This is a genomic window from Streptomyces winkii (genome assembly GCF_032248595.1).
In the GTDB taxonomy this organism is placed as follows: Bacteria; Actinomycetota; Actinomycetes; order Streptomycetales; family Streptomycetaceae; genus Streptomyces; species Streptomyces winkii.
Genome location: NZ_JASTTH010000007.1, coordinates 325,852 through 350,632 on the forward strand (window position 1 = coordinate 325,852; position 24,781 = coordinate 350,632).

Below are 24,781 nucleotides of genomic sequence, written 5' to 3' on the forward strand. Positions count from 1 at the left end.
CAGCCGCCCCCGTCCGCCCGCCGTTTCAGATGTCCGGTTCGAGGTGGGTCTCCTCGAAGACCAGCAGCGTGCGCGTGCTGATCACCTCCGGGATCGACTGGATCTTCGTGAGCACCAGGTCCCGCAGCGACCGGTTGTCGGCGGTGTGCACCAGCAGCAGCACGTCGAAGTCCCCGCTGACCAGCGCCATATGGGCCGCTCCGGGCAGCCGCAGCAGCTTCTCGCGGACGCTGCGCCACGAGTCCTGCACGATCTTCAGCGTGATGTACGCGGAGGCTCCCTGGCCCGCCCGCTCCTCGTCGATGCGGGCGCTGAAGCCCCGTATCACGCCGTCCTCGACGAGGCGGTTGATGCGCGCGTAGGCGTTGGCGCGGGAGATGTGGACCTGTTCCGCGAGCGCGCGTACCGACATCCGCCCGTCCGCGCGCAGCAGCCGCAGGATGTCCCTGTCGACGGGGTCGAGCGGACGGGCCGGAGGGCGGGGATCGAGACCCTCGGCGCCCTCCGGGGCGGGGCCGCGGGGCCCGCTGGACGAATCGGCAATCTGTCCGTCCGGCATGCCCTGTGGCCTCCCCTCGCTGGACGTCTTGCACCCATCGAACGCACGATCGCCCAACTTGTCCACAGCCCGACGCCGCCTGTAGCCAAAATGTGCCGGCAACCGAACAATCGGTAGGGGAGCACGCACCACGCGCTTCCACGCTCATCGGGGCCTGTCCGGGCACCCGCCCCCTGGCCTGCGCCCGGGGGGACCCCCAGGGGCCTGCGCCGGGGGGACCCCAGGGGCTTGCGCCGGGGGGACCCCCAGGACAGGCCCTGAAGCCCCGGCACGACCTGTCGCACCCGGCAGACACGCACCTGGCAACCCCTGGCAGCCCCAAGAGTGAGGTGCTCACCATGACGGTTCTCGAGCAGTCCGGTGCCTACCACCTCGCACCGCCCCCGGCCTGGCGCCCCCGCCGCGACCCCGCTCCCCTGATGCCCGACCGCGAGCCGCTCCGGCTGCTCGGCACAGGCGCGGAGCTGGACGGCGGGCTCCTCCGCGAGCTGTACGGACAGCTGGTGCGCGGCCGTAGGTTCAACGAGCAGGCCACGGCCCTGACCAAGCAGGGCCGCCTCGCCGTCTATCCGTCCTCCACCGGCCAGGAGGCCGCGGAGGTCACGGCGGCACTGGCCCTCCGCGAGCACGACTGGCTCTTCCCCAGCTACCGGGACACCCTCGCGGCCGTCGCCCGGGGCCTCGACCCGGTCGCCGTGCTGTCGCTGCTGCGCGGCGACTGGCACAGCGGGTACGACCCCCGCGCGAGCCGGGTCGCCCCGCTCAGCACCCCGCTGGCGACCCAGCTGCCGCACGCCGTGGGGCTGGCACACGCCGCCCGCCTCAAGGGCGACGACGTGGTGGCACTCGCGATGGTCGGCGACGGCGGCACGAGCGAGGGCGACTTCCACGAGGCGCTCAACTTCGCGGCCGTGTGGCAGGCGCCGGTGGTCTTCCTCGTGCAGAACAACGGCTTCGCGATCTCCGTACCGCTGGCGAAGCAGACGGCGGCGCCGTCGCTGGCGCACAAGGCCGTGGGCTACGGAATGCCCGGCCGGCTCGTCGACGGAAACGACGCGGCGGCGATGCACCACGTGCTCACCGAGGCGGTCGAGCGGGCCCGCGCCGGCGAGGGCCCCTGCCTGGTGGAGGCCGTGACGTACCGCCTGGAGGCACACACCAACGCCGACGACGCCACGCGCTACCGCGAGGACCAGGAGGTGGAGGCGTGGCGCGGGCACGACCCCGTCGTACTGATGGAGGAGGAGCTGCGCTCGCGCGGCCTCCTGGACGACGCGGGCGTACGGGAGGCCGCCGAGGAGGCGGAGCGGATGGCGGGCGATCTGCGTGAACGCATGCATCAGGAGCCGGAGTTGCATCCCATGGACCTCTTCGACCACGTCTTCGCCCACAGGACCGCACAGCTCAACCAGCAGGCCGAGCTGCTGCGCGCGGAGCTCGACGCCGCCGAGGCGGAGGGGACCCCGGCGGCCGGTGAGCCGCAGCCGGACGGGCCGCACCGCACAGACGGGCAGGGGGGCCGGAAATGAGCACGGCGACCGGCACCTCCTCGCCGCCCGGTGCGCAGCCGCCCCGGGAGCCCGCACGCAAGCCGTCCACCATGGCGCAGGCGCTCAACCGCGCGCTGCGCGACTCCCTCGCCGCCGACCCCGACGTGCACGTCTTCGGTGAGGACGTCGGCACGCTCGGCGGCGTCTTCCGCGTGACGGACGGCCTGGCGGCGGAGTTCGGCGAGGACCGCTGCACCGACACCCCGCTCGCGGAGGCCGGCATCCTCGGCACGGCGGTCGGCATGGCCATGTACGGCATGCGGCCGGTGGTCGAGATGCAGTTCGACGCCTTCGCCTACCCGGGGTTCGAGCAGCTCGTCTCCCACATCTCGCGGATGCGCAACCGCACGCGGGGCGCCCTGCCGATGCCGCTCACCGTACGGGTGCCGTACGGCGGGGGAATCGGCGGCGTGGAGCACCACAGCGACTCGTCCGAGGCGTACTACATGGCGACGCCCGGGCTGCACGTCGTCACGCCGGCGACCGTCCCCGACGCGTACGGGCTGCTGCGGCGTTCCATCGCGAGCGACGACCCGGTGATCTTCCTGGAGCCCAAGCGCCTCTACTGGGGCAAGGACGACTGGTCGCCCGAGCAGCCGCAGGACGTGCCGGAGATCGGGCGTGCGGTGGTCAGGCGCCCCGGCACCTCGGCGACGCTCATCACCTACGGCCCCTCGCTGCCCGTGTGCATGGAGGCCGCGGAGGCGGCGGCGCGCGACGACGGCCTGGAGCTGGAGGTCGTCGATCTGCGGTCGCTCGTGCCGCTGGACGAGGAGACGGTCGTGGCGTCGGTGCGGCGCACCGGCCGGGCCGTCGTGGTGCATGAGTCGGCGGGCTTCGCCGGGCCGGGCGCTGAGGTGGCCGCGCGCGTGAGCGAGCGCTGCTTCCACTACCTGGAGGCGCCGGTGCTGCGCGTCGCGGGCTTCGACATCCCGTATCCGCCGCCGATGCTGGAGCGGCACCATCTGCCGGATGTGGACAGGGTGCTGGACGCCGTCGCGCGGCTCCAGTGGGAGAGCGAGTGGCGTGCGGGCGATGACGCAAGGCACGCCGCGGGCCCCGGAGGAGGAGTGAACTGATGGCTTCCGTACGGGAGTTCACGCTTCCCGACCTGGGCGAGGGGCTGACGGAGGCGACCGTCGTGCGCTGGCTCGTCGCCGTCGGCGACGTGGTGGCGGTGGACCAGTCCGTCGTCGAGGTCGAGACGGCCAAGGCACTCGTGGACGTTCCCTGTCCGTACGGCGGAGTCGTCACGGCGCGGTTCGGGGACGAGGGCGCGGAGATCCCCGTCGGCACGCCCCTGCTGACGGTGGCGGTGGGCGCCACGGAGGAGGAGGCGCAGGGCGAGACGCGGCCGGCCGCCGGAGCGCGTACCGAGACGGAAGCGAACGGCTCCGGGGCGAGCGTGCACGCCGAAGCCGGCGCGGCTGCCGAGAGCTCGGGCAACGTCCTGGTCGGCTACGGCACCGGGAGTCCGGCCGGACGACGTCGCCGCTCCCGTCCCGTCGACGGCCTCCGCTCTTCCGATGCCGCAGCCCCCGCCGCGGCTCGGGCTCCGGTTCCGTCGGACGCGGCAGCCCGGCAGGGCCCCGTCGCCGTCATCTCGCCTCTCGTACGGCGCATCGCGCGCGAACACGACCTCGACCTGCGTGGCATCACCGGCAGCGGCCCGGACGGGCTGATCCTCCGCGCGGATGTCGAGCGCGCCGCGCGTTCCCGCACCGTTCCGCAGGCGGAGCAGCCCACCGCACCGGCGGCACCGGCTGCGCCGGCAGCACCGACCGCGCCGGAGACGGCCACGCGCATCCCGCTGACCGGCTTCCGCGGCACCGTCGCCGACAAGCTCTCCCGCAGCCGCCGCGAAATCCCGGACGCAACGTGCTGGGTCGACGCTGACGCGACCGAACTGCTCGCCGCCCGCCGGGCGATGAACTCCGTCCCGGGGCCCGGCGCGCCCAAGGTCTCGCTGCTCGCGCTCCTCGCCCGGATCTGCACGGCCGCCCTCTCCCGCTTCCCCGAGCTGAACGCCACGGTCGACACCGAGGCGCACGAGATCGTGCGCCACTCCGCGGTGCATCTCGGGTTCGCGGCGCAGACCCCGCGGGGGCTGGTCGTCCCGGTCGTACGGGACGCGCACGCACTCGACGCCGTGCGGCTCAGCGAGGAGCTCGCCCGGCTCACGGAGGTGGCCCGCACCGGCGACCTCACGCCCGCCGACATGACCGGCGGCACCTTCACGCTCAACAACTACGGCGTCTTCGGCGTCGACGGCTCGACTCCGATCATCAACCACCCCGAGGCCGCGATGCTCGGCGTCGGCCGGATCACCGAGAAGCCCTGGGTCCACGAGGGGCAGCTGGCGGTGCGCCACGTCGTGCAGCTCTCCTTCACCTTCGACCACAGGGTGTGCGACGGCGGGGCCGCCGGCGGCTTCCTGCGCCACGTCGCGGACTGCGTGGAGCAGCCCGCGGTACTGCTCCGTACGCTCTAGGGCGTGACACCCGACGCCCATGCGCACACGCACGACGCCGTCGTCCTCGCGGGCGGCGGCGCCAGGCGCCTCGGCGGCACCGACAAGCCGTCGCTGACCGTCGGTGCCCGCACCCTGCTGGACCGCGTGCTGTCCGCGTGCGACGGCGCCTCCACCACGGTCGTCGTCGGGCCGCGCAGACCCACGCACCGGCCGGTCGCATGGGTGCGGGAGGACCCGCCGGGCGGCGGGCCGCTGGCCGCGCTCGACGCAGGGCTGCGCGGGGGCGTCAACGCGGAGGCCGTGCTCGTGCTCTCCGCCGATCTGCCCTTTCTGCGGCCGGAGACCGTGCGGACCCTGCTGGCGGCGGTGCCCGCCGAGGCTCAGCCGGCCGACGGCGACGCCGTCGAGGGCGCGCTCGTGAACGACGGCCGCGACCAGCCACTGCTCGCGGCCTACCGGACGGAATCGCTGCGCCGCGAACTGGCCCTGCTGCGCACCGAGTACGGAAGCCTCACGGGTCTCCCCTTGCGGCTGCTCCTTCCCGAGCTGAGACTTCGTCGCATCGACATCGCCGCCGGCCGGCGCGCGGCCACATCCGACGCCCTCGACTGCGACACCTGGGAAGACGTCGCCGCCGCGAGGGCCCGTATCAGGGAGCAGGACACCGTGCTGGACGAATGGACGGCCGCCGTGAAGGCCGAACTCGGCATCGAACTCGACGTGGACACCGCCACGCTCCTCGACGTGGCACGCGACGCCGCTCACGGAGTCGCCCGTCCCGCCGCACCGCTCACGACGTTCCTGGTGGGGTACGCGGCCGCCCAGCGCGGCGGCTCCGCCGAGGACGTGGCGGAGGCCGCGGACAAGGCGGCCCGGCTGGCGGCGCGCTGGGCCGCGGAGAGCGAGGAGCGCGAAGGGGAGCAGGGCGACGGTCGATGAGCGGCGCCGACGAACTGGACGAGGCCATCGCGCTCGCCAACGGCAGGTCCGGCGGCGCCTCCGGCCGTACGGGCTCACGCCGGTCCTCGGCGAGCGGCGAGACCCCGCGGCCCCGCGCGGGCGGCGACCGTGAGGGTGCGCGCGACGGCGACGACCGCGACGGCGAGAGCGGCCGTGAAGGCACGGCCGGCCACCGGCGCACCGGCAGCGGACCCGGCGCCCGCACCGGCGACACGGCCCGCACCGGCGACGCCGCCGCCGACGCCCCGTCGCACGCCCGCGACGTTCCATGGCCCGACGCCCTCGCCCAGGCCGCCCGCGAAGCCGGGCCCCTCCCCTCCCGCGCGCTCCCCCTCGACGAGGCCCTGAACCACACCCTCGACGTCCCGCTCGACGCCCTCACCGACCTGCCGTCCTTCGACACCTCCGCGATGGACGGCTGGGCCGTCGCGGGTCCCGGCCCCTGGACGCTCGCGGAGGACGCGACGGGCACCGGCATCCTCGCGGGCGCGAGGTCCGAACCGCGCCCCCTCCCCGACGGCCGGGCGATCCGCATCGCGACGGGCGCCCGCATCCCGCCGGGTGCGAGCGCGGTGCTGCGCTCCGAGTACGGGGAGACGGACGGCAGCCGCCTGCGTACGACGCGACGGCCGCAGCCCGGCACCGACATCCGTCCCCGCGGCCAGGAGTGCCGCTCCGGGGACCGGCTGCTGCCCGCCGGGACGCCGGTGACGCCCGCGGTGCTCGGCCTCGCTGCCGCCGCGGGCTACGACCGGCTGACCGTCACCCGTCGCCCCCGCGCGGAAGTCCTCGTACTGGGCGACGAGTTGCTGCACCGCGGTGTGCCGCACGACGGCCGCATCCGCGACGCGCTCGGCCCGGCGGTCGCGCCCTGGCTCGCGGAACTCGGCGCCGATGTGATCGTCACCAGGCGCCTCGGCGACGACGCGGAGGCGCTGCACGAGGCCGTCGCCACGACCACCGCCGACCTGCTCGTCACCACGGGCGGCACGGCCCGCGGCCCCGTCGACCACCTGCGTCCCACGCTGACCAGGGTGGGCGCGCGCCTGCTCATCGAAGGCGTACGCGTACGGCCGGGGCACCCCATGCTGCTGGCCCGGCTGCCGCGACGGGAGGACGCCGACGCCGGTGCGGGCGGCGGTGCCGGGAGCGGCGGAGCGCACCTCGTCGGCCTGCCCGGCAATCCCCTCGCGGCGCTCTCCGGTCTGGTCACGCTCGCCGCCCCGCTGATCCGCACGCTCGCCGACCGGCCGGCCCAGCGCGAGGTGTTCGCGCGTCTCACCGAGGACGTCCAGGGTCATCCGCGCGACACCCGGCTCGTGCCCGTCGCGTTCTCCCCGGTGGCCTCGCAGGCCCGTCCGCTCCACTACAACGGGCCCGCCATGCTCAGAGGGATCGCCACCGCAGGCGCCCTCGCCGTCGTCCCGCCCGGCGGCGCCTCCGCCGGGGGCGACGTGCGGGTGCTGCCGCTTCCGTGGTTCACGTGGTGACGTACGGGCCCGCGCAGGCACAGGCATGAGCCGCGCCACCGGGACCGGCACCGCGGGGAGTTGGAGCGCGGAGGGCGACGCCAAGGGACGTACCGATGCCCTGCGGATCGCCCGAAGGGGCGCGCCCGGCCGGGAGTTGGGCGCGCACCACGGCGCCGGACGTACGGGCGAGCCCCTCCCTGCACAGCGCGGGGCGGTGCCGTAGCGGGACGGCCCGGGGGTAGCGTCGGCCCCATGGGTACGTCCAACTCCACGATGCACGCGGTCACCATCCCCGAACCAGGCGGCCCCGAGGCCCTCGTCTGGGCCGAGGTCCCCGTCCCCGAACCCGGCGAGGGCGAGGTGCTCGTCGAGGTCGCGGCGAGCGCCGTGAACCGCGCCGACATCCTCCAGAGGCAGGGCTTCTACGATCCGCCGCCCGGCGCCTCCCCCTACCCCGGGCTCGAGTGCTCGGGCAGGATCTCGGCGCTGGGTCCCGGCGTGAGCACCTGGGCCGTCGGCGACGAGGTGTGCGCGCTCCTGGGCGGCGGCGGGTACGCCGAGCAGGTCGCCGTCCCGACCGGCCAACTGCTGCCCGTACCGGAGGGCATCGACCTGCCGACATCCGCGTCGCTGCCCGAAGTGACCAGCACGATCTGGTCGAACGTCTTCATGGTCGCCCATCTGCGTCCCGGCGAGACGCTGCTCGTGCACGGCGGCGGCAGCGGCATCGGCACCATGGCGATCCAGCTCGCGAAGGCGGTCGGAGCACGCGTCGCGGTCACCGCCGGCAGCAAGGAGAAGCTGGACCGCTGCGCGGAGCTGGGCGCGGACATCCTGATCAACTACCGCGAGCAGGACTTCGTCGAGGCCGTACGCGCGGGGACGGACGGCCAGGGCGCCGACGTGATCCTCGACATCATCGGCGCCAAGTATCTGGATCAGAACATCAAGGCGCTCGCGTTCAACGGCCGTCTCGCCATCATCGGCCTCCAGGGCGGGCGGAAGGGCGAGTTGAACCTCGGTGCGCTGCTCGCCAAGCGGGCGGCGGTGACGGCGACTTCGCTGCGTGCCCGTCCTGCCGCGGAGAAGGCGGCGATCGTCGCGGCCGTACGGGAACACGTGTGGCCGCTGGTGTCGGACGGCCGGGTGCGGCCCGTGGTGGACCGCACCGTCCCGATGAGCCGCGCCGGCGACGCGCACCGTGCGATGGAGGAGAGCACCCACGTGGGGAAGATCCTTCTGACTCCTTAGTGCACAGAAGCGGCCGAACAGGGACCCTTCCGGATGCCGGAGTTGTCCAATTATGTAACGCTGATTGCATTATTGGACGCTTCGCAAAGGGAGGGTCTCTGCCGTGCGGCACAGACGCCACACCCTCACCCCCACCATCCCCACTCGTAAACTCCGTGCGACCGCGGGGCTGCCGTGCGTCGCCGCACTGCTGGTCGCCGCGCTCGCCGGGGCGGCACCGGGCGCGGACACCCACGGCGACCGGCCCGAGGGTGCCGCCGTCGTGAGCGCGGACGGCGGCACGGCGGCGAAGTCGCCCGGCCGTCACGGCACTTCGCAGAGCCTGCCGTCCCGGGCCCCGTCACCCGCGGAGGCGGGGGGCCACGAGGACGGCTTCGGCCCGGACGAGAGGTCCGACGGCGGCGGCTTCGACGACGACTTCGGCGACGGCGAGGAACTCTTCGGCACGCGCGATCTCTACGAGCCCGATCCCGGCACCGAGCAGGACGCCGGGTCCGGATACGAATCCGGATACGAGCCGGGCTCCGGTTCCGGTACCGGTGCGGGCCCCGGCTCGGAGTCCGGCGACCCGCCCTCCTCGGACCGGCGGCCCACCACCGCCGCCACCGGCGAGGTCTCCCCCGTGCTCCCGCTCGGCGCCGGCATGACGCTCATCGGCCTGGGACTGGCTCTGATCGCCCTCCGGTTGAGGCGCGCCTGACCCCCGGGTCCGCACGCGCCGGGCGAAGGGCGAACGGGGGCTCGGAGGACATGCGGGGAGGACATGAGTGCAGAATGGGGGCATGACACAGCCGAGCAACGAACGGCCAAGGGAGAACCAGCAGGTCCTGGTCGTCGGACCGGACGGAATGGCTCTCGGCAGCGCCGACTCCAAGGCCGGTGGCGGGGACGGCGACGAGCAGGCTGAGGTCCCGGTCACAGAGATGGTCGAGCAGCCCGCGAAGGTCATGCGCATCGGCAGCATGATCAAGCAGCTGCTCGAAGAGGTGAAGTCGGCACCGCTGGACGAGGCGAGCCGGGTGCGGCTGAAGGAGATCCACACCAGCTCCATCAAGGAGCTGGAGGACGGTCTCGCGCCGGAGTTGATCGAGGAGTTGGAGCGGCTCTCGCTGCCCTTCACCGACGACACGGTGCCGACCGACGCCGAGCTGCGCATCGCGCAGGCACAGCTCGTGGGCTGGCTCGAAGGGCTCTTCCACGGCATCCAGACCGCGCTCTTCGCGCAGCAGATGGCTGCACGCGCGCAGCTGGAGCAGATGCGCAGGGCGCTGCCTCCGGGGACGCTCCCCGAGGACGGCACGCTCGGCGACGAGGAGCCGGGGCGCCAGGCCCGCTCGGGCGGCCCGTACCTGTGACGCACACGCATTGATCACAACGCCCGCCGCCGTCACGGGCGATGAGGCTCCGCCCGTTCACCGGGCATCCGTGACTCCGCACCGGGAGCCGCGGCCGCGGTCCTGCCTGTCCCGCCCGTCCTGCCGTCCTGCCTGTTCTGCTGTCCCGTCTGGCGTCCCTAGCGGGTCGCGCCGGGCTCCGGCGGGCGCCCCGCCATCCAGTGGTAGAGCGTCATCGCGACGCTCGTGGCCAGGTTGTAGCTGGAGACCTGCGGCCGCATGGGCAGCGCCACCAAGTGGTCGGCGCGCTCGCGCAGCCCGTCCGACAGCCCGTGCCGCTCGGAGCCGAACGCCACGAGCGCGTCGTCCGGAAGCGCCAGGCCGCGGATGTCCCGGCCGTCCGGATCGAGCGCATAGAGCGGCCCCGGCGGAAGCGCGGGCGGCTCGCACCGCCGTACCGCCGTCGCGAAGTGCAGCCCCGCGCTCGCCCTGACCACGCTGGGATGCCACGGATCGACGGTGCCAGTGGTCAGCACTCCCGCCGCTCCCGCTCCGGCGGCGACGCGGATCACCGCGCCCACGTTGCCCAGATGGCGCGGCTCGTCCAGCACGACGACGGGCGCCGTGCGGTCGTCCGCGACACGGCCCGTGCCCCGTACGGCGAGCGCGGCGACGCCCGTGGGGTGGGGGCGCGGCACCAGACCGTGCAGCGTTCCGCGGGGCACCTCGCGCAGCAGGCCGCCGAGCGTCTCCGTCAGATCGGGGGCGAGGGCGGAGGCGAGGCCGAGCACCGCCGCCGGGTCCTCCGACAGCGCGACCGGCACGTGCGCTCCGAAGCGCAGAGCGTGCTTGAGCGCGTGGAAGCCGTCCAGGAGCACGTTGTTCTCCGCCAGTTCGCGCCACCGGCGCAGCAGCGGCGCGACCGAGGCGCCCGCGCCGCCGCCCACGTCTCCGCCCACGGATGTGTCCTTGCCCGTGTCGGCGTCCGCTCCCGCGGGCGTCTCGTCTCCGCCGGTCATGGCGTCAGCGTACGGATACCCCGTCCCCGCTCCGCTGCTGAGGCACGGGCGACGTGGTGGAGGCACCGCCGTCACCGCCCGGGTCGGCGCCGCCGCCGTGACCGCCGCCGTCCGTACGGCGTCCGCGCCCGGGGCTCAGCCGGGCCAGCGCCCGGTCCCAGCCGCCCTGGAAGCGGTGGCCCAGCCATACGAGGGCGATGGTCGGAAGGAATACGGCGTCGGCGGCGATCATGGCCATCGAGAAGAACGGCAGCCCGAGCAGCACCGCGATGCTCAGATGCTCCGCGATCATGGCGGCGAGCAGCGCGTTCTTGACCCGGCGGTTGAACAGCGTGAACGGGAAGGCCACCTGGACCGCGACCGTCCCGTACGTGGCCAGGAGGATCAGCAGGCCGCTGCCCGCCAGGAAGGAACTGAGCCCGGGCCAGGGGGAGAAGTAGTCCAGGTTCATCGGGTAGTAGACGGCGGTGCCGTCCTGCCACCGCGAACCCTGGATCTTGTACCAGCCCGCGGTCGAGTAGATGAAGCAGACCTCGACGACGATGACGAGAAGCGCCGCGTTGTGAGCGAGACGGGCCACCATGTCGCAGACGGTGTGCGCCTCGCTGCCCGGCATGTACCGCTCGACCAGCCACCACACCGCCTGAGCCGCCCACAGCGCCCAGAAGAACAGGCCCCAGCCGACGCTGAGTCCGCCGCTGACGGTCGAACCGAGCATGATCGCGCCGAAGAGGCTCCACATCACGACGCCCGTCACGTCCGCACCGCCGGACGCGGTCGGGCCGCCGGCCGCCGGCTGCCGGGCCGCCCTGCGGCGGCGGCGCGCGTCGAGGGACCAGACCTGGGCGCAGCGCGTGAGCACCACGTACATCGCCATGAGGTGTATGACGTTGTCGCCGCCGTCGCCCATGAACACGCTGCGGTTCTGAAGGCTCAGCACGCCGACCATGTAGACCACGGAGGCGGTGCGGGTGCGCCAGCCGAGGATCACGGCGACGCTCGCGGCGATGGACACGGCGTAGACGAACTCGAACCACACGGTGCTCTCGGACCACATCAGCACGGTGAAGGCGTGGTTGGAGCCCGTCAGTTCCTCCGCCAGCTTCCAGCTCCAGGGGCCGTCGGGCCCGTAGAGCTCGTGCCGGTGCGGGAACTCGCGGAGGAGGAAGCAGAGCCAGGTGAGGGCGAAGCCGATCCGTACGACCGCCGTCTGGTACGGGGCGATGGCCTCGCTGGTGACGCGGGCGAGGCTCCGCGCGATGAAGCCCTCGTACGCGTGCGGCCGCTCCTCGCGCGACGGCGCGGACTCGGGCGCCTGCGCGGGTGCGGGCGCGTGCTCGGACGTGTACTGGGGTGCGTGCTCCGGCTCAGGCCCGGACTCGGGCCCGGACTCAGACCGGGGCCCAGGCACTGCGGACGGCGTCCCGTCGTCCTGCGGACGCTGCTGTTCGGTCACTTCTCCCAGCCCCCCGGAAGGTCCGCGCTGCCGATCTGCCACCAGGGCTGCACCTGGTACTCGGTCTTGGCGTCCGACTTCTCGTCGCTCCACGAGGGCATCCTGACCGGGGTCGTGGCGGACCGGACCTGGATGCGCTCGACGGTGCCGCCGTTGAGCTCACGGCCGAAGCGCAGCATCACTATTCGCTTCACGTACGACTCGGACAGCCGGCCGCGCAGCCCGAGGGCCTTGCCCTTCTCGTCGTGCGAGCCGCGGTAGAACTCCCAGCCGCGGCGGAGCTCGTTCTGCTGGACGTGGCTCGGCGCGATGTTGTGGTCGATGGCCTTGCCGTCCATCTTCGAGAGGTTGACCCAGCCCGTCGTCTCCGTGCTTCCGTCGTCCTTGGCGACGCGGGCACGGGCGTGCACGGCGATGTTCTGCTGAAGGGGATTGGGTGCGAAGAGCTTCCAGTTCTGCTCGAACTCCGGGTAGACGTAGTCGTCTATGCCCGCCCCGTGCTTCTTGCTGAGCGTGTTCGGGGGCGCGACGTGCAGGAAGACCATCGACAGGTGGACGGCGACGGCGAGCACCGCGAGGGCGGCGGTCGCCGCCACGATCACGCGCCCCGGCCGCGACAGCCCCGCGAATCCCGAACCTCCCGCATCCGCCCCCGGCGGTGGCTCAGGCCGCGGCTCCGCCTGCGGCGCCTGCTGCTCTTCTGGCTCCATGCCCTCCCCTGCTCCCCACGTCCGTCGGTCGGTCAGCCGATACGACCCCAGACATTATTCGAGGCTTGACACCCTGTGGGGCCCCGGCCCACCATTGAACCGAACGATCGGTCGGTTGGGTGTGCGGCTTCGGCCGCCGGCAAGGGGGTCGGGATGACATCGGTGCTGCTCGGCGACGGCGCGCAGGGTGCCAGGGAGCCGGCGGAGTCCGTCGCGGCCTTCGACAGCGCGATCGCCGCCGACGAGCGGATCGAGCCGCGCGACTGGATGCCCGACGACTACCGCAGGACGCTCGTGCGGCAGATGGCCCAGCATGCGCACTCCGAGATCATCGGCATGCAGCCCGAGGCGAACTGGATCACGCGCGCGCCCTCCCTGCGCCGCAAGGCCATCCTCATGGCGAAGGTGCAGGACGAGGCGGGGCACGGGCTGTATCTGTACAGCGCCGCCGAGACGCTGGGCACGAGCCGCGAGGAGCTGCTGGACAAGCTGCACTCGGGCCGCCAGAAGTACTCGTCGATCTTCAACTACCCGACGCTGACCTGGGCCGACGTCGGCGCGATCGGCTGGCTCGTCGACGGCGCGGCCATCACCAACCAGGTCCCGCTGTGCCGGTGTTCGTACGGGCCGTACGCCCGGGCGATGATCCGCATCTGCAAGGAGGAGTCCTTCCACCAGCGGCAGGGCTTCGAGCTGCTGCTCGCGCTCAGCCGCGGCACCGAGGCGCAGCACTCGATGGCGCAGGACGCGGTGGACCGCTGGTGGTGGCCCTCCCTGATGATGTTCGGGCCGCCGGACGACGAGTCGGCGCACAGCGCCCGCTCCATGGAGTGGAAGATCAAGCGCCACTCGAACGACGAACTGCGCCAGCGCTTCGTCGACATCTGCGTGCCGCAGGCCGAGGCCCTCGGCCTGACGCTCCCCGACCCCGAACTGCGGTGGAACGCCGCACGGGGCCACTGGGACTTCGGCCCGATCGACTGGGAGGAGTTCCGTCAGGTGCTCCAGGGCAACGGGCCGTGCAACGAAGAGCGGATAAGCCGCCGCCGCAAGGCACATGAGGAAGGTGCCTGGGTGCGCGACGCGGCAGCGGCGTACGCGGCGAAGCACGAGCCCACGGCCGCGGACGGCGGCCCGGCGCGGGAGCGTACGGAGACGGCGGTGAGCGCGTGATGAGCGGCACGGACTGGCCCCTGTGGGAGGTGTTCGTGCGCAGCAGGCGCGGCCTGTCGCACACGCACGCCGGAAGCCTGCACGCGCCCGACGCGGAGATGGCCCTGCGCAACGCCCGCGACCTCTACACCCGCCGCTCCGAGGGCGTTTCGGTCTGGGTCGTGCCGTCGCACCAGATCACCGCGTCGTCGCCGGACGAGAAGGACCCGTTCTTCGGGCCCGCCGCCGACAAGCCGTACCGCCACCCCACGTTCTACGAGGTCCCGGAAGGGGTGCGGAACCTGTGACGGGCTCCGCCCCGGGCTCCGGGCAGCTCTCTTCGCGCACCGCCGCCGCGCTCACCGACCCGCTGCTGCCCTTCGCGGACGACGCGCTGGTGCTCTCCCATCGCCTGGGCGAGTGGGCCGGGCACGCGCCGGTGCTGGAGGAGGAGCTGGCGCTGGCCAACATCGCCCTCGACCTGCTCGGCCAGGCCCGCGCCCTCTACGCCGAGCTGGGCGACGAGGACGAGCTGGCCTTCCTCCGCGAGGAACGGGCCTTCCGCAACTGCCAGTTGGCCGAGCAGCCCAACGGCGACTTCGCGCACACGATGATCCGCCAGCTCTACTTCTCCACCTGGCAGGAGCTGCTGTACGGACAGCTCGCCGAGCTCGGGCAGCCCCTCGCGGCGAAGGCCGTCAGGGAGTCCGCGTACCACCGCGACCACGCCGAGCAGTGGACGCTCCGCCTCGGCGACGGTACGGAGGAGAGCCACGAGCGTGCCCAGCGGGCGGTGGACTCCCTGTGGCGTTTCACGGGCGAGCTCTTTGAGCCCTGGGGGCACTTCCCCTCGCTTCGCTGCGGAGACCCCACCCCCGCGAAGCGTGAGGGAGAGGGCCCGGAGCCCGTCGGCGGCGTCGACTGGGGCGCACTGCGCACCGGTTGGACGGAGCGCGTCACCGGCACGCTGACGCGGGCCACGCTGACCGTTCCGGAGTCCCCGCAGCACGGCGCCTGGAGCGCCGGCGCGGGGCGGCAGGGCGTGCACACCGAGCCCTTCGGCCGGATGCTCGCCGAGATGCAGCACCTGCACCGCAGCCACCCGGGGGCCTCGTGGTGACCGGCGGCGGGCCCGTCACCGGCGCTGAGCCACGCGCCGGCACCGCCGAGCACCGGCAGCGCGAGCTGGAGGCATGGGCGGGCTCGGTCCCCGACCCCGAGCTTCCCGTCATCACGCTCGCCGAGCTGGGCGTGCTGCGCCGCGTGCGCGAGACGGCGCCGCACGGGCCGGTCGAGGTCGAGCTGACGCCGACGTACACGGGCTGCCCGGCCATCGAGGCGATGACCGCCGACGTCGAGCGGGTCCTGCGCGAGCACGGCGTCCCCGAGGTCACCGTCCGGGTCGTCCTCGCACCGCCGTGGAGCACCGACGACATCTCGGACGAGGGGCGCCGCAAGCTGGCCGCCCACGGCGTCGCGCCTCCACGCGCGGGCGCGGCTGCACATGGCGGCGGGTCGACGCACGCCCCGGTGCCGCTCACGCTCGCCATCCGCTGCCCGCAGTGCGGCTCGACGGAGACGACGCTGCTCAGCCGCTTCTCGTCCACCGCGTGCAAGGCGCTGCGCCGCTGCGAGTCGTGCCGGGAGCCGTTCGACCACTTCAAGGAGGTGTGAGGGCGCCGTGAGCACCTTCCACGCACTGCGCGTCACGGCCGTCGACCGCCTCACCGACGACTCCGTCGCCCTCACCTTCGCCGTCCCGCCCGAGCTGCGCCCCCTCTACGGCTACTCGCCCGGCCAGCACATCGCCCTGCGCCGGCACCGCCCCGGCGCCGACACCCTCGCGGCGAGCACGGAGGTGCGGCGCACGTACTCGCTGTGCGCGCCCGCGTGCGACGAACCGGCGGAGCTGCGCATCGGCGTACGCGGCGTCGAGGGCGGCGACTTCTCCAGCTATGCCGTCAAGGAGCTGCGTCCCGGCGACACGGTCGACGTCCTGCCGCCCACGGGCCGCTTCGTGCTGGAGCCCAGGCCGGGCCGCTTCGCGGCCGTCGTCGGCGGCAGCGGCATCACCCCGGTGCTCTCCATCGCCTCGACGCTGCTCGCGCGTGAGCCGCAGGCGCGCTTCCACCTCGTACGGAGCGACAGGTCCGCAGCCTCGACGATGTTCCTGGAGGAGGTCGCGGACCTGAAGGACCGCTTTCCCGAACGCTTCCAGCTGGTCACGGCGCTCTCCCGCGAGGAGCAGCAGAGCGGGCTGCCGAGCGGCCGTCTCGACGAGCGGCGGCTGAGCGCCCTGCTTCCCTCGCTGCTGCCGGTGGCCGAGGTGGACGGCTGGTATCTGTGCGGGCCTCTGGGCCTGGTCGAGGAGGCAGCGCGGGCGCTGCGCGGGCTGGGCGTGCCGCGGGCCCGCATCCATCAGGAGATCTTCCATGTCACGGAGGCGCCGTCGGCGCCCCGCAAGTCCCGGGCGGACGGGGGCGGTTCGCAGCCTGCCGCATCCGTGACGGCGAACCTCGACGGACGCTCGGGCTGCTGGCCCATGGACGACGGCGAATCCGTGCTGGAGACGGTTCTGCGCCACCGCGCCGACGCACCGTTCGCCTGCAAGGGAGGAGTCTGCGGCACCTGCCGGGTCCGCCTGGTCTCCGGCGAGGTCCGCATGGAGCGCAACTATGCGCTGGAATCGGACGAGTTGGAGGCCGGCTATGTGCTGGCCTGCCAGTCCCACCCGGTGACCGCGGCCGTCGAGGTGGACTTCGACGGCTGAACGCCGGGACGGCCCAGAGGGTCCGCCCCCGCCCCGCGTGAAGAGGCAAGCGCCTCAGAGCACGTACGCGCTCTCCGCGTCGGCCGTCAGGGGCCGTCCCGCGGCCTCCCAGGCGAGCATGCCCCCGTCGACGTTCACGGCGTCCACGCCCTGCTGCCGCAGATACTGCGTCACCTGCGCGGAGCGCCCGCCGACGCGGCAGACCACATAGACCCGCTCGCCCTCTCCGGCGCGCTCGGTCAACTCGCCCAGCCTGCCGACGAATTCGCTCATCGGGATGTGCAGCGCGCCCTCCGCGCGACCGGCCGCCCACTCGTCGTCCTCGCGGACGTCCAGCACGAGCGCGTCCGACGGCACCGAGGCGGCATCGACCTGCGGCAACTGACCGAATTCCATGGCTATTAGCTCTCTCTCAGTTCTCTTCCGCACCGGCGCCCGCGGCCCCGGCGTCCCCGTCTCCGGTCCCGGCCCCGGCCCTCTCCCCGGTCCCGGCAGCCCCCGCGTCGCGGATCTGGACCAGCCGCGCCAGTTCGCTCTCGCGCTCTGCCACCTGCTCCAGCAGCTGCTCGGCGATCTCCTCCAGCAGCCGGTCGGGATCGTCGGGCGCCATCCTCAGCATCGCGCCTATCGCGCTCTCCTCCATCTCCGCGACCATCGCCGTGAGCACCTCCTTGCGCTCCGCCAGCCACTCCAGGCGGGCGTAGAGGAGTTCGCTGTGCGGCACCCGCGGCTCCGGTTCCTCTTCGCGCGGCCCCTTCTCCCACTCCTCCAGCAGGTCCCGCAGGGCGTCCGCATCGCCTTCCGCGTAGGCCTTGTTGACGCGTACGAGGAACTCCTCGCGGCGTTGCCGCTCCGCGTCCTCCTGCGCCAGATCGGGGTGTGCCTTGCGCACCAGCTCGCGGTAGGCCTTGCGCGCCTCCTCGCTCGGACGTACGCGGCTCGGCGGCTGCACGTTCTGCCCCGTGAGCATGGCCGTGGCCTCGGGCGAGAGGCCCTCGGAGTCGATCCAGCCGTGGAAGAGCTCCTCGACCTTGGGCATCGGCAGCACGGCGGCCCGCGCCTCGTGCGCCTTGCGCAGGTCCTCGGGGTCGCCGCTGATCGCCGCGGTCACCTCCAGGATCGAGGCGTCCAGCTCGTCGAGGCGCGCGTACATGGGGCCGAGGCGCTGGTGGTGCAGGCGCGAGAAGTTCTCGATCTCGACCCGGAACGTCTCCACCGCGATCTCGAACTCGATCAGCGCGGTCTCGGCCGCCCGTACCGCCCGCTCCAGGCGTTCCGTGTCCGGCTCCTCGGGCTGCCGCTGCGCCCCGGGCTCACCGGATTCCGCCGGCTCTCCGGCAGCCGCCGCGGCCTCCGGCTCGTCGGGCTGCTCCGGCCGCTGCTCCGGCTCTTCGGCTTCCGCTTCCGGGTTCGCTTTCATCGGGCCCACCCTACGGAAGCCCGCCGTGCCTTTCCCAGCTCGCCCGAGCGGATCAGTCCCTGAACTCCGTGGGGCAGCCCGTGGCTTCGTCGGGCAGGTGCGTGTCCGCCCAGCGCGTCAGCTCGGTCATCGCGGGCTTCAGCGCCATCCCCGCGTCCGTGAGCTTGTAGCTGACCCGCAGCGGCGGGCCCTCCTCCACCGTGCGTACGACCAGGCCCAGCGATGCCAGCTCGGTCAGCCTGTCCGAGAGCATCCGCTCGCTGATGCCGGGCACGGCCCGGCGCAGCTGGGCGAAGTGACCCGGCCCGTTCATCAACGCGGCGAGAACGAGCCCGGTCCAGCGTTTGCCCAGCACCTGGAAGACGCGCGTGATGCTGCTCTCGGGCTCGCTGCACGCGCCGACGGCGCCGAGCGCCACCTCCGGCCGCGTCTGTTCCCGGGGCTCTGCCATGGGTCAAGGGTACTGCGCCCACACAAGGGGATGCAGAAAAGTAAGTACCTGTGTTATTACTAGGTACGTACTCGACAACACCTCCTTACGCACACCGAGGAGCTTCCCCCATGGCCACACTGCTTCACCTCGACTCGTCCCTCTTCCCGCAGGACGGCTCCGTCTCGCGCGACGTCGCCGCGTCCTTCCGGGAGGCGTGGGAGGCCGAGCATCCGGACGGGACGGTCGTCTACCGCGACCTGGCCGCCGACCCGCTGCCGCATCTGGACAGCGTGGCCGCGTCCGCGGGCTTCGCGCCCCCGGAGACCCACACGCCCGAACAGGCGGAGGCGTACGCGCTGCGCGACAAGCTCGCACGTGAACTGGAGCAGGCGGACGCCGTGTTGATCGGCGCCCCCATGTACAACTTCACGATCCCCTCGACGCTCAAGGCGTGGCTCGACCAGGTGATCCTCAACGGGCGGAACTACGGGATCGACTCCCCGTCGGCCGCCGGCACCCCCACGATCGTCGTGGCCAGCCGCGGCGGCGGCTACGGGCCCGGAACGCCGCGCGAGAGCTGGGAGTTCGTGCAGAACTACCTGGGCAAGGTGCTCGGCGAAGGCATGGGCCTGGACGTGGAGTTCGTGGTGCCGGAGCTCACGCTCGCCCCGCGCACTCCCGGGATGGAGTCGCTCATCGACCTCGCGAACGCCTCGCGCACCAAGGCACACGAGGAGGCGGGCAGCCGCGGGAAGACACTCGCCGCCCGCCTCGCGGCCGCGGCGGCCTGACACCCGCGCACCCGGCCCGGGTGGGGTCCGGGCCGGCGCACACCGACGACCACGCGCCGCACCGCCGGCCGGCAGCGCCCTGACCGGGCTGCCGGCCGGCCGTCGCGTCAGGGACGCGTACCGCCGTCGGTTCGGGCTCTGCCGTCCTGCCCGGAGCCGCGCTCCGGTCGCGCGCCGCCGTCAGGCCGGGCGCGCTCGTCCGCCGGATCGGCGCCGTCCCGCGGCACCGCGTGCGGGCTCCCGTATCCGCCGCCGCCGGGTGTCTCCACCACCAGCACGTCGCCGGGACGGACCGCCGCGGAGTCGGATGCGCCCATGACCAGGCCGCCGCCGTCCGCGCGCTCGATGCGGTTCGAGCCGAGTGCGCCGGTGCCGCCGCCCGCCATGCCGTACGGCGGCACGCGGCGGTGGCCCGACAACGTGCTGACCGTCATCGCCTCGCGGAAGCGGATCCGGCGCACCGCGCCGTCGCCGCCCCGCCACCGCCCCTCTCCGCCGCTGCCGTGGCGTACGGCGAACTCCTCGACGAGAACGGGCAGTTGCCACTCCAGGACCTCGGGATCGGTGAGCCGGGAGTTGGTCATGTGCGTCTGCACCACGGAGGCCCCGTCGAACCCGCGGCCCGCGCCGGAGCCCGAGGCGACGGTCTCGTAGTACTGGTGCCGCTCGTTCCCGAACGTCACGTTGTTCATGGTCCCGGAGCCCTCCGCCTGCACCCCCATCGCGGCGTACAGCGCCCCCGTGATCGCCTGCGACGTCTCGACGTTGCCCGCGACGACCGCCGCCGGATGCACGGGAGCGAGCATCGAGCCCGGCGGAACGACGATGCGCAGCGGCCTCAGACAGCCGTCGTTGAGCGGGATCTCGTCCGCGACGAGAGTGCGGAAGACATACAGGACGGCCGCCGCCACCACGGCGGACGGGGCGTTGAGGTTCGAGTCCAGCTGTGCGGAGGTGCCCGTGAAGTCCACTGTCGCGGAACGGTGTTCGCGGTCCACCGAGACCCGTACGGCGATGACCGACCCCGAGTCCGTCTCGTAGCGGTACTCGCCGTCCTCCAGCGCGTCGACGACTTTCCGCACCGCCTCCTCGGCGTTGTCCTGCACGTGCCGCATATAGGCCTGCACCACGTCCAGGCCGAAGTGGCCGATCATCCTGCCGACTTCCTCGACTCCCTTGCGGTTGGCGGCGATCTGGGCACGCAGATCGGCGAGGTTCGTGTCCGGGTTGCGGGAGGGGTGAGGCGCCCCCGTCAGCAGTCTCCGGGTCTCCTCCTCGCGGAGCCTGCCGTCCTCGACGAGCAGCCAGTTGTCGAAGAGCACGCCCTCCTCGTGGATCTCACGGCTGTCCGCGGGCATGGACCCGGGAGTCAGCCCGCCGATCTCGGCGTGGTGTCCGCGTGAGGCGACGAAGAAGAGGATGCGCGCCTCCGACGGGTCCGCGCCGTCGCCTGCATCCTCGAAGGCCGGGGTCACCACGGTGACGTCCGGCAAGTGGGTGCCGCCGTTGTACGGGTCGTTGACGGCGTAGGCGTCGCCGGGCTTCATCGTCCCGGCCCGGCGCCGGATCACCTCCCTGACGGTGGTACCCATCGAGCCCAAGTGCACCGGAATGTGCGGGGCGTTGGCGACGAGATCGCCGTCCGGGCCGAAGAGCGCACACGAGAAGTCGAGGCGCTCCTTGATGTTGACGGACTGCGCGGTCGACTCCAGCCGCGCGCCCATCTGCTCGGCGATGGACATGAAGAGGTTGTTGAAGATCTCCAGAAGGACCGGATCGGGCTCGGTCCCGACGTCGGCCTCCGTGGGGGTCCCCGCAGGGCCGGGTGCGGCCACGCGCCGCACGAGCAGATGCCCGGTGTCCGTCATGGCCGCACGCCAGTCCGCGTCGACGACGGTCGTGGCGTTGGCCTCCGTGATGATCGCCGGGCCCGCCACGGAGTCGCCGGGACGCAGGGACTCGCGGCGCAGCAGGGGGACGTCGAGCCACTCCTCATCCGTGTAGAGCGGGGCGGTGCTCCTCGCGGTGCCCTCGGTTCCGTCCGTCCCGGCCGGATCGCCGCCGCTGCCGCTGCCTCCGAGCCCGGCCAGGCCGCCGAGGCCGTCCTGGTGCGTGACGCCTACCGCCTCCACCGACACGGCCTCCACGATGACCGGACGGTCCATGAGGAACGAGTACATCGCGCGGTGGCTCGCCTCGAACGCCTCGGTCATGGCCGCGGGCCCGCCCAGCTCGACCGGCACCGCGGTGTCCGTCCCCTCGTAGCGCAGCCGTACGCGCCGCGTCACCCGGATGTGCTCGTCGCGCACGTCCTGGTCGAGGAGTTCGGCACGCGTCGCCCACTCCAGGTCGGCGGCGACCGCCCGGACCCGCTCCATGTGCTCGTCCGCGAGCGTGAGTTCGACGGACTGCTCCCGCATGGCCGTCGTGTCGGCGAGGCCCATGCCGAGCGCGGAGAGCACTCCGGCCATCGGCGGAACGAGGACCGTACGGATACCCAGGGAGCCGGCCACAGCGCACGCGTGCTGGGCGCCGGCGCCGCCGAAGGTCGTCAGCGCGTACCGCGTGATGTCGTGCCCCTTCTGAACCGAGATGCGCTTGATCGCACTGCCGATGTTCGCCACCGCGATCTCGAGGAAGCCCTCGGCGACCTGCTCGGGAGAGCGGCTGTCTCCCGTCTGCCGGCGGATGTCCTCCGCGAGGGCGGTGAACCGCTGCCGCACGGTCTCGCGGTCCAGGGACTGATCGCCCTCCGGCCCGAACACGTGCGGGAAGTGGGCGGGTTGGATGCGGCCCAGCATCACGTTGGCGTCGGTGACGGTCAGCGGGCCGCCGGCGCGGTACGAGGCCGGTCCCGGGTGGGCGCCGGCGGAGTCGGGCCCGACCCGGTAGCGGCTCCCGTCGAAGTGCAGCACCGATCCGCCGCCCGCCGCGACCGTGTGGATGTCGAGCATCGGCGCTTGCAGCCGTACGCCGCCGACCTGCGAGGTGAACACCCGCTCGTAGTCGCCCGCGAAGTGGGAGACGTCGGTGGAGGTGCCGCCCATGTCGAAGCCGATCACCCTGTCGAAGCCCGCGAGTTGGGACATCCGCGCCATGCCGACGATGCCTCCGGCCGGGCCGGAGAGGATCGCGTCCTTGCCGCGGAAGTGCCCCGCCTCGGCGAGGCCGCCGTTGGACTGCATGAACATCAGGCGCACGCCGTGCATCTGCTCCGCGACCTGCTGTACGTAGCGGCGCAGCACCGGCGAGAGATACGCGTCGACGACGGCGGTGTCACCGCGCGGCACCAGCTTCATGAGCGGGCTGACCTCGCTGGACAGGGAGACCTGCGGGAAGCCGGTGCGCTCCGCGAGCTCTCCCACGGCCTCCTCGTGTGCCGGATGCAGATGGCTGTGCATGCACACCACGGCCACCGCGCGGATGCCGTCGTCGCGGGCGCGCCGGAGCTCCGTCGCGAGCGCGCCGAGATCGGGGGCGCGCAGGACCGTACCGTCCGCGGTGATGCGCTCGTCGACCTCGATCACTCGCTCGTACAGCGCGCTGGGGAGCGTGATCGCCCTGTCGAAGATGCGGGGCCGGTTCTGGTAGCCGATGCGCAGTGCGTCGCGGAAGCCGCGCGTGATGACGAGGGCCGTCCGCTCGCCGGTTCGTTCCAGCAGTGCGTTGGTGGCCACGGTGGTGCCCATCCGCACCGCTTCGACCTCGCCGCCCAGGACGGTCTCGTCTCCGTCCAGCCCGAGGAGCGCGCGGATTCCGGCCACGGCGGCGTCGTCGTAGCGGGCGGGGTTCTCCGACAGCAGCTTGTGGGCCACGAGCCCGCCGTCCGGGCGCCGGGCCACGATGTCGGTGAAGGTGCCGCCGCGGTCGACCCAGAACTGCCACCGCCGGCCGGCGCCGTCCGTCACGTCCGTTCCGTTCTGTGCGGCATATGTGCTCCCGTGCGTTCCTCTGAACCACTGTGCGAGCGTCCGCCGCTTTCCGCTTCCGTGCTGTCGCGTGCGGAGGCCAGACGGTCGATCCGCGAATGCGGCCCATCCGGCCATCGGATAGATCTCGGAATGCCGTTCCGGCGGCGCTCAGGGGCGACGGCTGCGCGAAGGCTCCGGGGCACCGCCAGGACCCGTCCCCTGACCGCCCTCCACACCAAGGGAAGCCGCATGACAGACATGCTCAGACGCGCGGGGCTCACCGCCGTCGCCGGCCTCGGCCTGTGCCTCACCCTCCTCCCCGCCGGACAGGCGCAGGCACACGTACGCGCACAGGCGCCCGTCCGCGTCCCCTGCAACGACATCGCCGCGCTGAAGAGGGCCATCGACGACGCCAACACGGGCGGCGGCAGCATCGTCCTCGCCCCGCACTGCATCTACTCGCTCACGCAGGCCGACAACGCCGACGACGGCCTGCCCGAGATCACCGGCAAGGTGCGGATCTCCGGGGACCGCACCACCGTTCAGCGCCCGCACGGGCCCGCCTTCCGCATCTTCCACGTGAAGAACAGCGGCAGCCTCACCCTGGACTCCCTCACCGTCCGCGGCGGTCAGGCCTCCACGTCCGTGATCGAGGAGAGCAACGGCGGGGCGCTCTACAACGAGGGCGGCAGAGCCACGCTGACCGGCGTGACGGTACGGAACAACAGCTCCCTGTGGCTCGGCGGCGGGATCTGGAACAGCCGGGGAACGCTCGTCCTGAAAGGCACCACGGTCAGGGACAACAACAGCTTCGTCGCAGGCGGTCTGGCCACCAACGGGACGATGACGATGCAGGGCGGCGCCATCCGCGACAACACGGGGTCGTCCTGGGCGGGCGGCCTCGCGAACGGAGGCGACACCAAGCTCGATCACGTGTCGCTGGACGGCAACCACGTCGGGGACCAGGGCGGCGGCCTCGGCGGCGGCATCATGACCATGCTCATCGACAACGAGACGGGGCCGCTCCGCCTGAACTCGACCAAGGTCAGGGACAACATCTCTCAGACACGGGGCGGCGGCGTCTTCATCGGTCAGCACGAGCCGACCACCCTGTACAGGAGCGTCGTCACCCGGAACGCCGCGAACGGCGGTGCCGGCAGCGGCGGCGGCATCCACAACGACGGGCGCCGCTTCGGCATCTACACACGGCCGATCCCCGGGCCCCAGCGCACCATCGAGCGCGCCTCCACCAAGCAGCAGCTGCCCGAGGTGAACCTCATCCGCAGCGCCGTCTTCAAGAACACGCCGGACAACTGCGCACCGCCCAACAGCGTGCCGCGCTGTGACGCGGTCGGCTCCGCGCCCGCCGCGAAGGCGCCGAAGCCGAGCGGGAGTTGACGGCCACGGCGGCGCCGGTCCGGAGCGGCCGCCGCTGAGGAGCCGTCGGCGGATCCAGGCCGCGGTTTCCGGGCCGCGGTTTCCGGGCTGCGGTTTCCGGCCGCGAGGCCGCCGTCGCGGGC

General features: G+C 72.9%; 24 protein-coding genes. 16 read left to right on the forward strand and 8 right to left on the reverse strand.

The window, feature by feature from the left end:
- Positions 1-25 precede the first annotated feature (25 nt).
- Positions 26-559, reverse strand: a complete 534-nt coding sequence (locus QQM67_RS22855) for an Lrp/AsnC family transcriptional regulator (RefSeq protein WP_314175927.1) — start codon at positions 557-559, stop codon at positions 26-28.
- A gap of 338 nt (positions 560-897) precedes the next feature.
- Here QQM67_RS22855 and pdhA point away from each other — a divergent pair, with 338 nt between their 5' ends.
- The 9 genes from pdhA (at position 898) to QQM67_RS22900 (ending at position 9,620) form a co-directional block, all read left to right on the forward strand.
- Positions 898-2,088: a pyruvate dehydrogenase (acetyl-transferring) E1 component subunit alpha gene (gene pdhA, locus QQM67_RS22860; protein ID WP_314175929.1), complete on the forward strand. Its 1,191-nt coding sequence runs from the start codon at positions 898-900 to the stop codon at positions 2,086-2,088.
- Positions 2,085-3,188: a transketolase C-terminal domain-containing protein gene (locus tag QQM67_RS22865; RefSeq protein WP_399067397.1), complete on the forward strand. Its 1,104-nt coding sequence runs from the start codon at positions 2,085-2,087 to the stop codon at positions 3,186-3,188. The genes pdhA and QQM67_RS22865 overlap by 4 nt, the downstream gene beginning before the upstream one ends.
- Entirely contained in the window at positions 3,188-4,600 is a 1,413-nt protein-coding gene (locus QQM67_RS22870) for a dihydrolipoamide acetyltransferase family protein (protein WP_314175931.1), read from the forward strand. Before QQM67_RS22865 ends, QQM67_RS22870 begins: the two co-directional genes overlap by 1 nt.
- Before the next feature lie 3 nt (positions 4,601-4,603).
- On the forward strand, positions 4,604-5,521 hold the full coding sequence (locus tag QQM67_RS22875; protein WP_314175932.1) for an NTP transferase domain-containing protein: 918 nt from the start codon (positions 4,604-4,606) through the stop codon (positions 5,519-5,521).
- Positions 5,518-7,032, forward strand: coding sequence for a molybdopterin molybdotransferase MoeA (locus QQM67_RS22880; RefSeq protein WP_314175934.1), 1,515 nt, complete (start codon positions 5,518-5,520; stop codon positions 7,030-7,032). Before QQM67_RS22875 ends, QQM67_RS22880 begins: the two co-directional genes overlap by 4 nt.
- Positions 7,033-7,057: 25 nt before the next feature.
- Positions 7,058-7,237 carry a hypothetical protein gene (locus tag QQM67_RS22885; RefSeq protein ID WP_314175936.1) on the forward strand — a complete coding sequence of 60 codons (180 nt, stop codon included), beginning with the start codon at positions 7,058-7,060 and terminating at the stop codon, positions 7,235-7,237.
- Between the two features lie 50 nt (positions 7,238-7,287).
- Positions 7,288-8,265: an NAD(P)H-quinone oxidoreductase gene (locus QQM67_RS22890; RefSeq protein WP_314176192.1), complete on the forward strand. Its 978-nt coding sequence runs from the start codon at positions 7,288-7,290 to the stop codon at positions 8,263-8,265.
- Positions 8,266-8,368: 103 nt separating this feature from the next.
- Positions 8,369-8,965: a hypothetical protein gene (locus QQM67_RS22895; RefSeq protein WP_314175937.1), complete on the forward strand. Its 597-nt coding sequence runs from the start codon at positions 8,369-8,371 to the stop codon at positions 8,963-8,965.
- Positions 8,966-9,047: 82 nt separating this feature from the next.
- Positions 9,048-9,620 (forward strand): bacterial proteasome activator family protein, encoded by a 573-nt coding sequence (locus QQM67_RS22900; RefSeq protein WP_314175939.1) that lies wholly within the window; start codon positions 9,048-9,050, stop codon positions 9,618-9,620.
- A gap of 158 nt (positions 9,621-9,778) precedes the next feature.
- Here the strand turns inward: QQM67_RS22900 and QQM67_RS22905 are convergent, their stop codons facing one another.
- From QQM67_RS22905 to QQM67_RS22915, 3 genes are read right to left on the reverse strand one after another with little or no spacing between them, the layout of a single operon-like run.
- Positions 9,779-10,618 (reverse strand): TrmH family RNA methyltransferase, encoded by an 840-nt coding sequence (locus QQM67_RS22905; RefSeq protein WP_314175940.1) that lies wholly within the window; start codon positions 10,616-10,618, stop codon positions 9,779-9,781.
- A gap of 4 nt (positions 10,619-10,622) precedes the next feature.
- Positions 10,623-12,074 carry an HTTM domain-containing protein gene (locus tag QQM67_RS22910; protein ID WP_399067401.1) on the reverse strand — a complete coding sequence of 484 codons (1,452 nt, stop codon included), beginning with the start codon at positions 12,072-12,074 and terminating at the stop codon, positions 10,623-10,625.
- Positions 12,071-12,784 (reverse strand): DUF5819 family protein, encoded by a 714-nt coding sequence (locus QQM67_RS22915; protein WP_314175942.1) that lies wholly within the window; start codon positions 12,782-12,784, stop codon positions 12,071-12,073. The genes QQM67_RS22910 and QQM67_RS22915 overlap by 4 nt, the downstream gene beginning before the upstream one ends.
- Before the next feature lie 153 nt (positions 12,785-12,937).
- Between QQM67_RS22915 and paaA the strand changes: the two genes are divergently transcribed.
- From paaA to QQM67_RS22940, 5 genes are all read left to right on the forward strand, one after another.
- A complete protein-coding gene (paaA, locus tag QQM67_RS22920) occupies positions 12,938-13,957 on the forward strand; it encodes a 1,2-phenylacetyl-CoA epoxidase subunit PaaA (RefSeq protein ID WP_314175944.1) in 1,020 nt (339 codons plus the stop codon).
- Positions 13,957-14,244: a 1,2-phenylacetyl-CoA epoxidase subunit PaaB gene (paaB, locus tag QQM67_RS22925; RefSeq protein WP_314175946.1), complete on the forward strand. Its 288-nt coding sequence runs from the start codon at positions 13,957-13,959 to the stop codon at positions 14,242-14,244. The genes paaA and paaB overlap by 1 nt, the downstream gene beginning before the upstream one ends.
- Positions 14,241-15,056, forward strand: a complete 816-nt coding sequence (gene paaC, locus QQM67_RS22930) for a 1,2-phenylacetyl-CoA epoxidase subunit PaaC (protein WP_399067404.1) — start codon at positions 14,241-14,243, stop codon at positions 15,054-15,056. The genes paaB and paaC overlap by 4 nt, the downstream gene beginning before the upstream one ends.
- Before the next feature lie 65 nt (positions 15,057-15,121).
- Positions 15,122-15,610, forward strand: a complete 489-nt coding sequence (paaD, locus tag QQM67_RS22935; RefSeq protein WP_314176198.1) for a 1,2-phenylacetyl-CoA epoxidase subunit PaaD — start codon at positions 15,122-15,124, stop codon at positions 15,608-15,610.
- 7 nt (positions 15,611-15,617) lie between these two features.
- Entirely contained in the window at positions 15,618-16,706 is a 1,089-nt protein-coding gene (locus tag QQM67_RS22940) for a 2Fe-2S iron-sulfur cluster-binding protein (protein ID WP_314175948.1), read from the forward strand.
- Positions 16,707-16,760: 54 nt separating this feature from the next.
- Here the strand turns inward: QQM67_RS22940 and QQM67_RS22945 are convergent, their stop codons facing one another.
- From QQM67_RS22945 to QQM67_RS22955, 3 genes are read right to left on the reverse strand one after another with little or no spacing between them, the layout of a single operon-like run.
- A complete protein-coding gene (locus QQM67_RS22945; RefSeq protein WP_314175950.1) occupies positions 16,761-17,102 on the reverse strand; it encodes a rhodanese-like domain-containing protein in 342 nt (113 codons plus the stop codon).
- A 16-nt stretch (positions 17,103-17,118) separates the two neighbouring features.
- Positions 17,119-18,126, reverse strand: a complete 1,008-nt coding sequence (locus QQM67_RS22950; protein WP_314175952.1) for a J domain-containing protein — start codon at positions 18,124-18,126, stop codon at positions 17,119-17,121.
- 52 nt (positions 18,127-18,178) lie between these two features.
- The gene (locus tag QQM67_RS22955; protein ID WP_314175954.1) at positions 18,179-18,577 is read right to left on the reverse strand and encodes a winged helix-turn-helix transcriptional regulator; all 399 of its coding nucleotides are present in this window, start codon (positions 18,575-18,577) and stop codon (positions 18,179-18,181) included.
- 110 nt (positions 18,578-18,687) lie between these two features.
- Here QQM67_RS22955 and QQM67_RS22960 point away from each other — a divergent pair, with 110 nt between their 5' ends.
- On the forward strand, positions 18,688-19,350 hold the full coding sequence (locus QQM67_RS22960; protein WP_314175955.1) for an FMN-dependent NADH-azoreductase: 663 nt from the start codon (positions 18,688-18,690) through the stop codon (positions 19,348-19,350).
- A 107-nt stretch (positions 19,351-19,457) separates the two neighbouring features.
- Here QQM67_RS22960 and QQM67_RS22965 read toward each other — a convergent pair whose 3' ends face one another.
- Entirely contained in the window at positions 19,458-23,258 is a 3,801-nt protein-coding gene (locus QQM67_RS22965; RefSeq protein WP_314175957.1) for a hydantoinase B/oxoprolinase family protein, read from the reverse strand.
- A 252-nt stretch (positions 23,259-23,510) separates the two neighbouring features.
- Here QQM67_RS22965 and QQM67_RS22970 point away from each other — a divergent pair, with 252 nt between their 5' ends.
- Positions 23,511-24,659 (forward strand): hypothetical protein, encoded by a 1,149-nt coding sequence (locus QQM67_RS22970; protein ID WP_314175959.1) that lies wholly within the window; start codon positions 23,511-23,513, stop codon positions 24,657-24,659.
- The last annotated feature ends 122 nt before the right edge of the window (positions 24,660-24,781 follow it).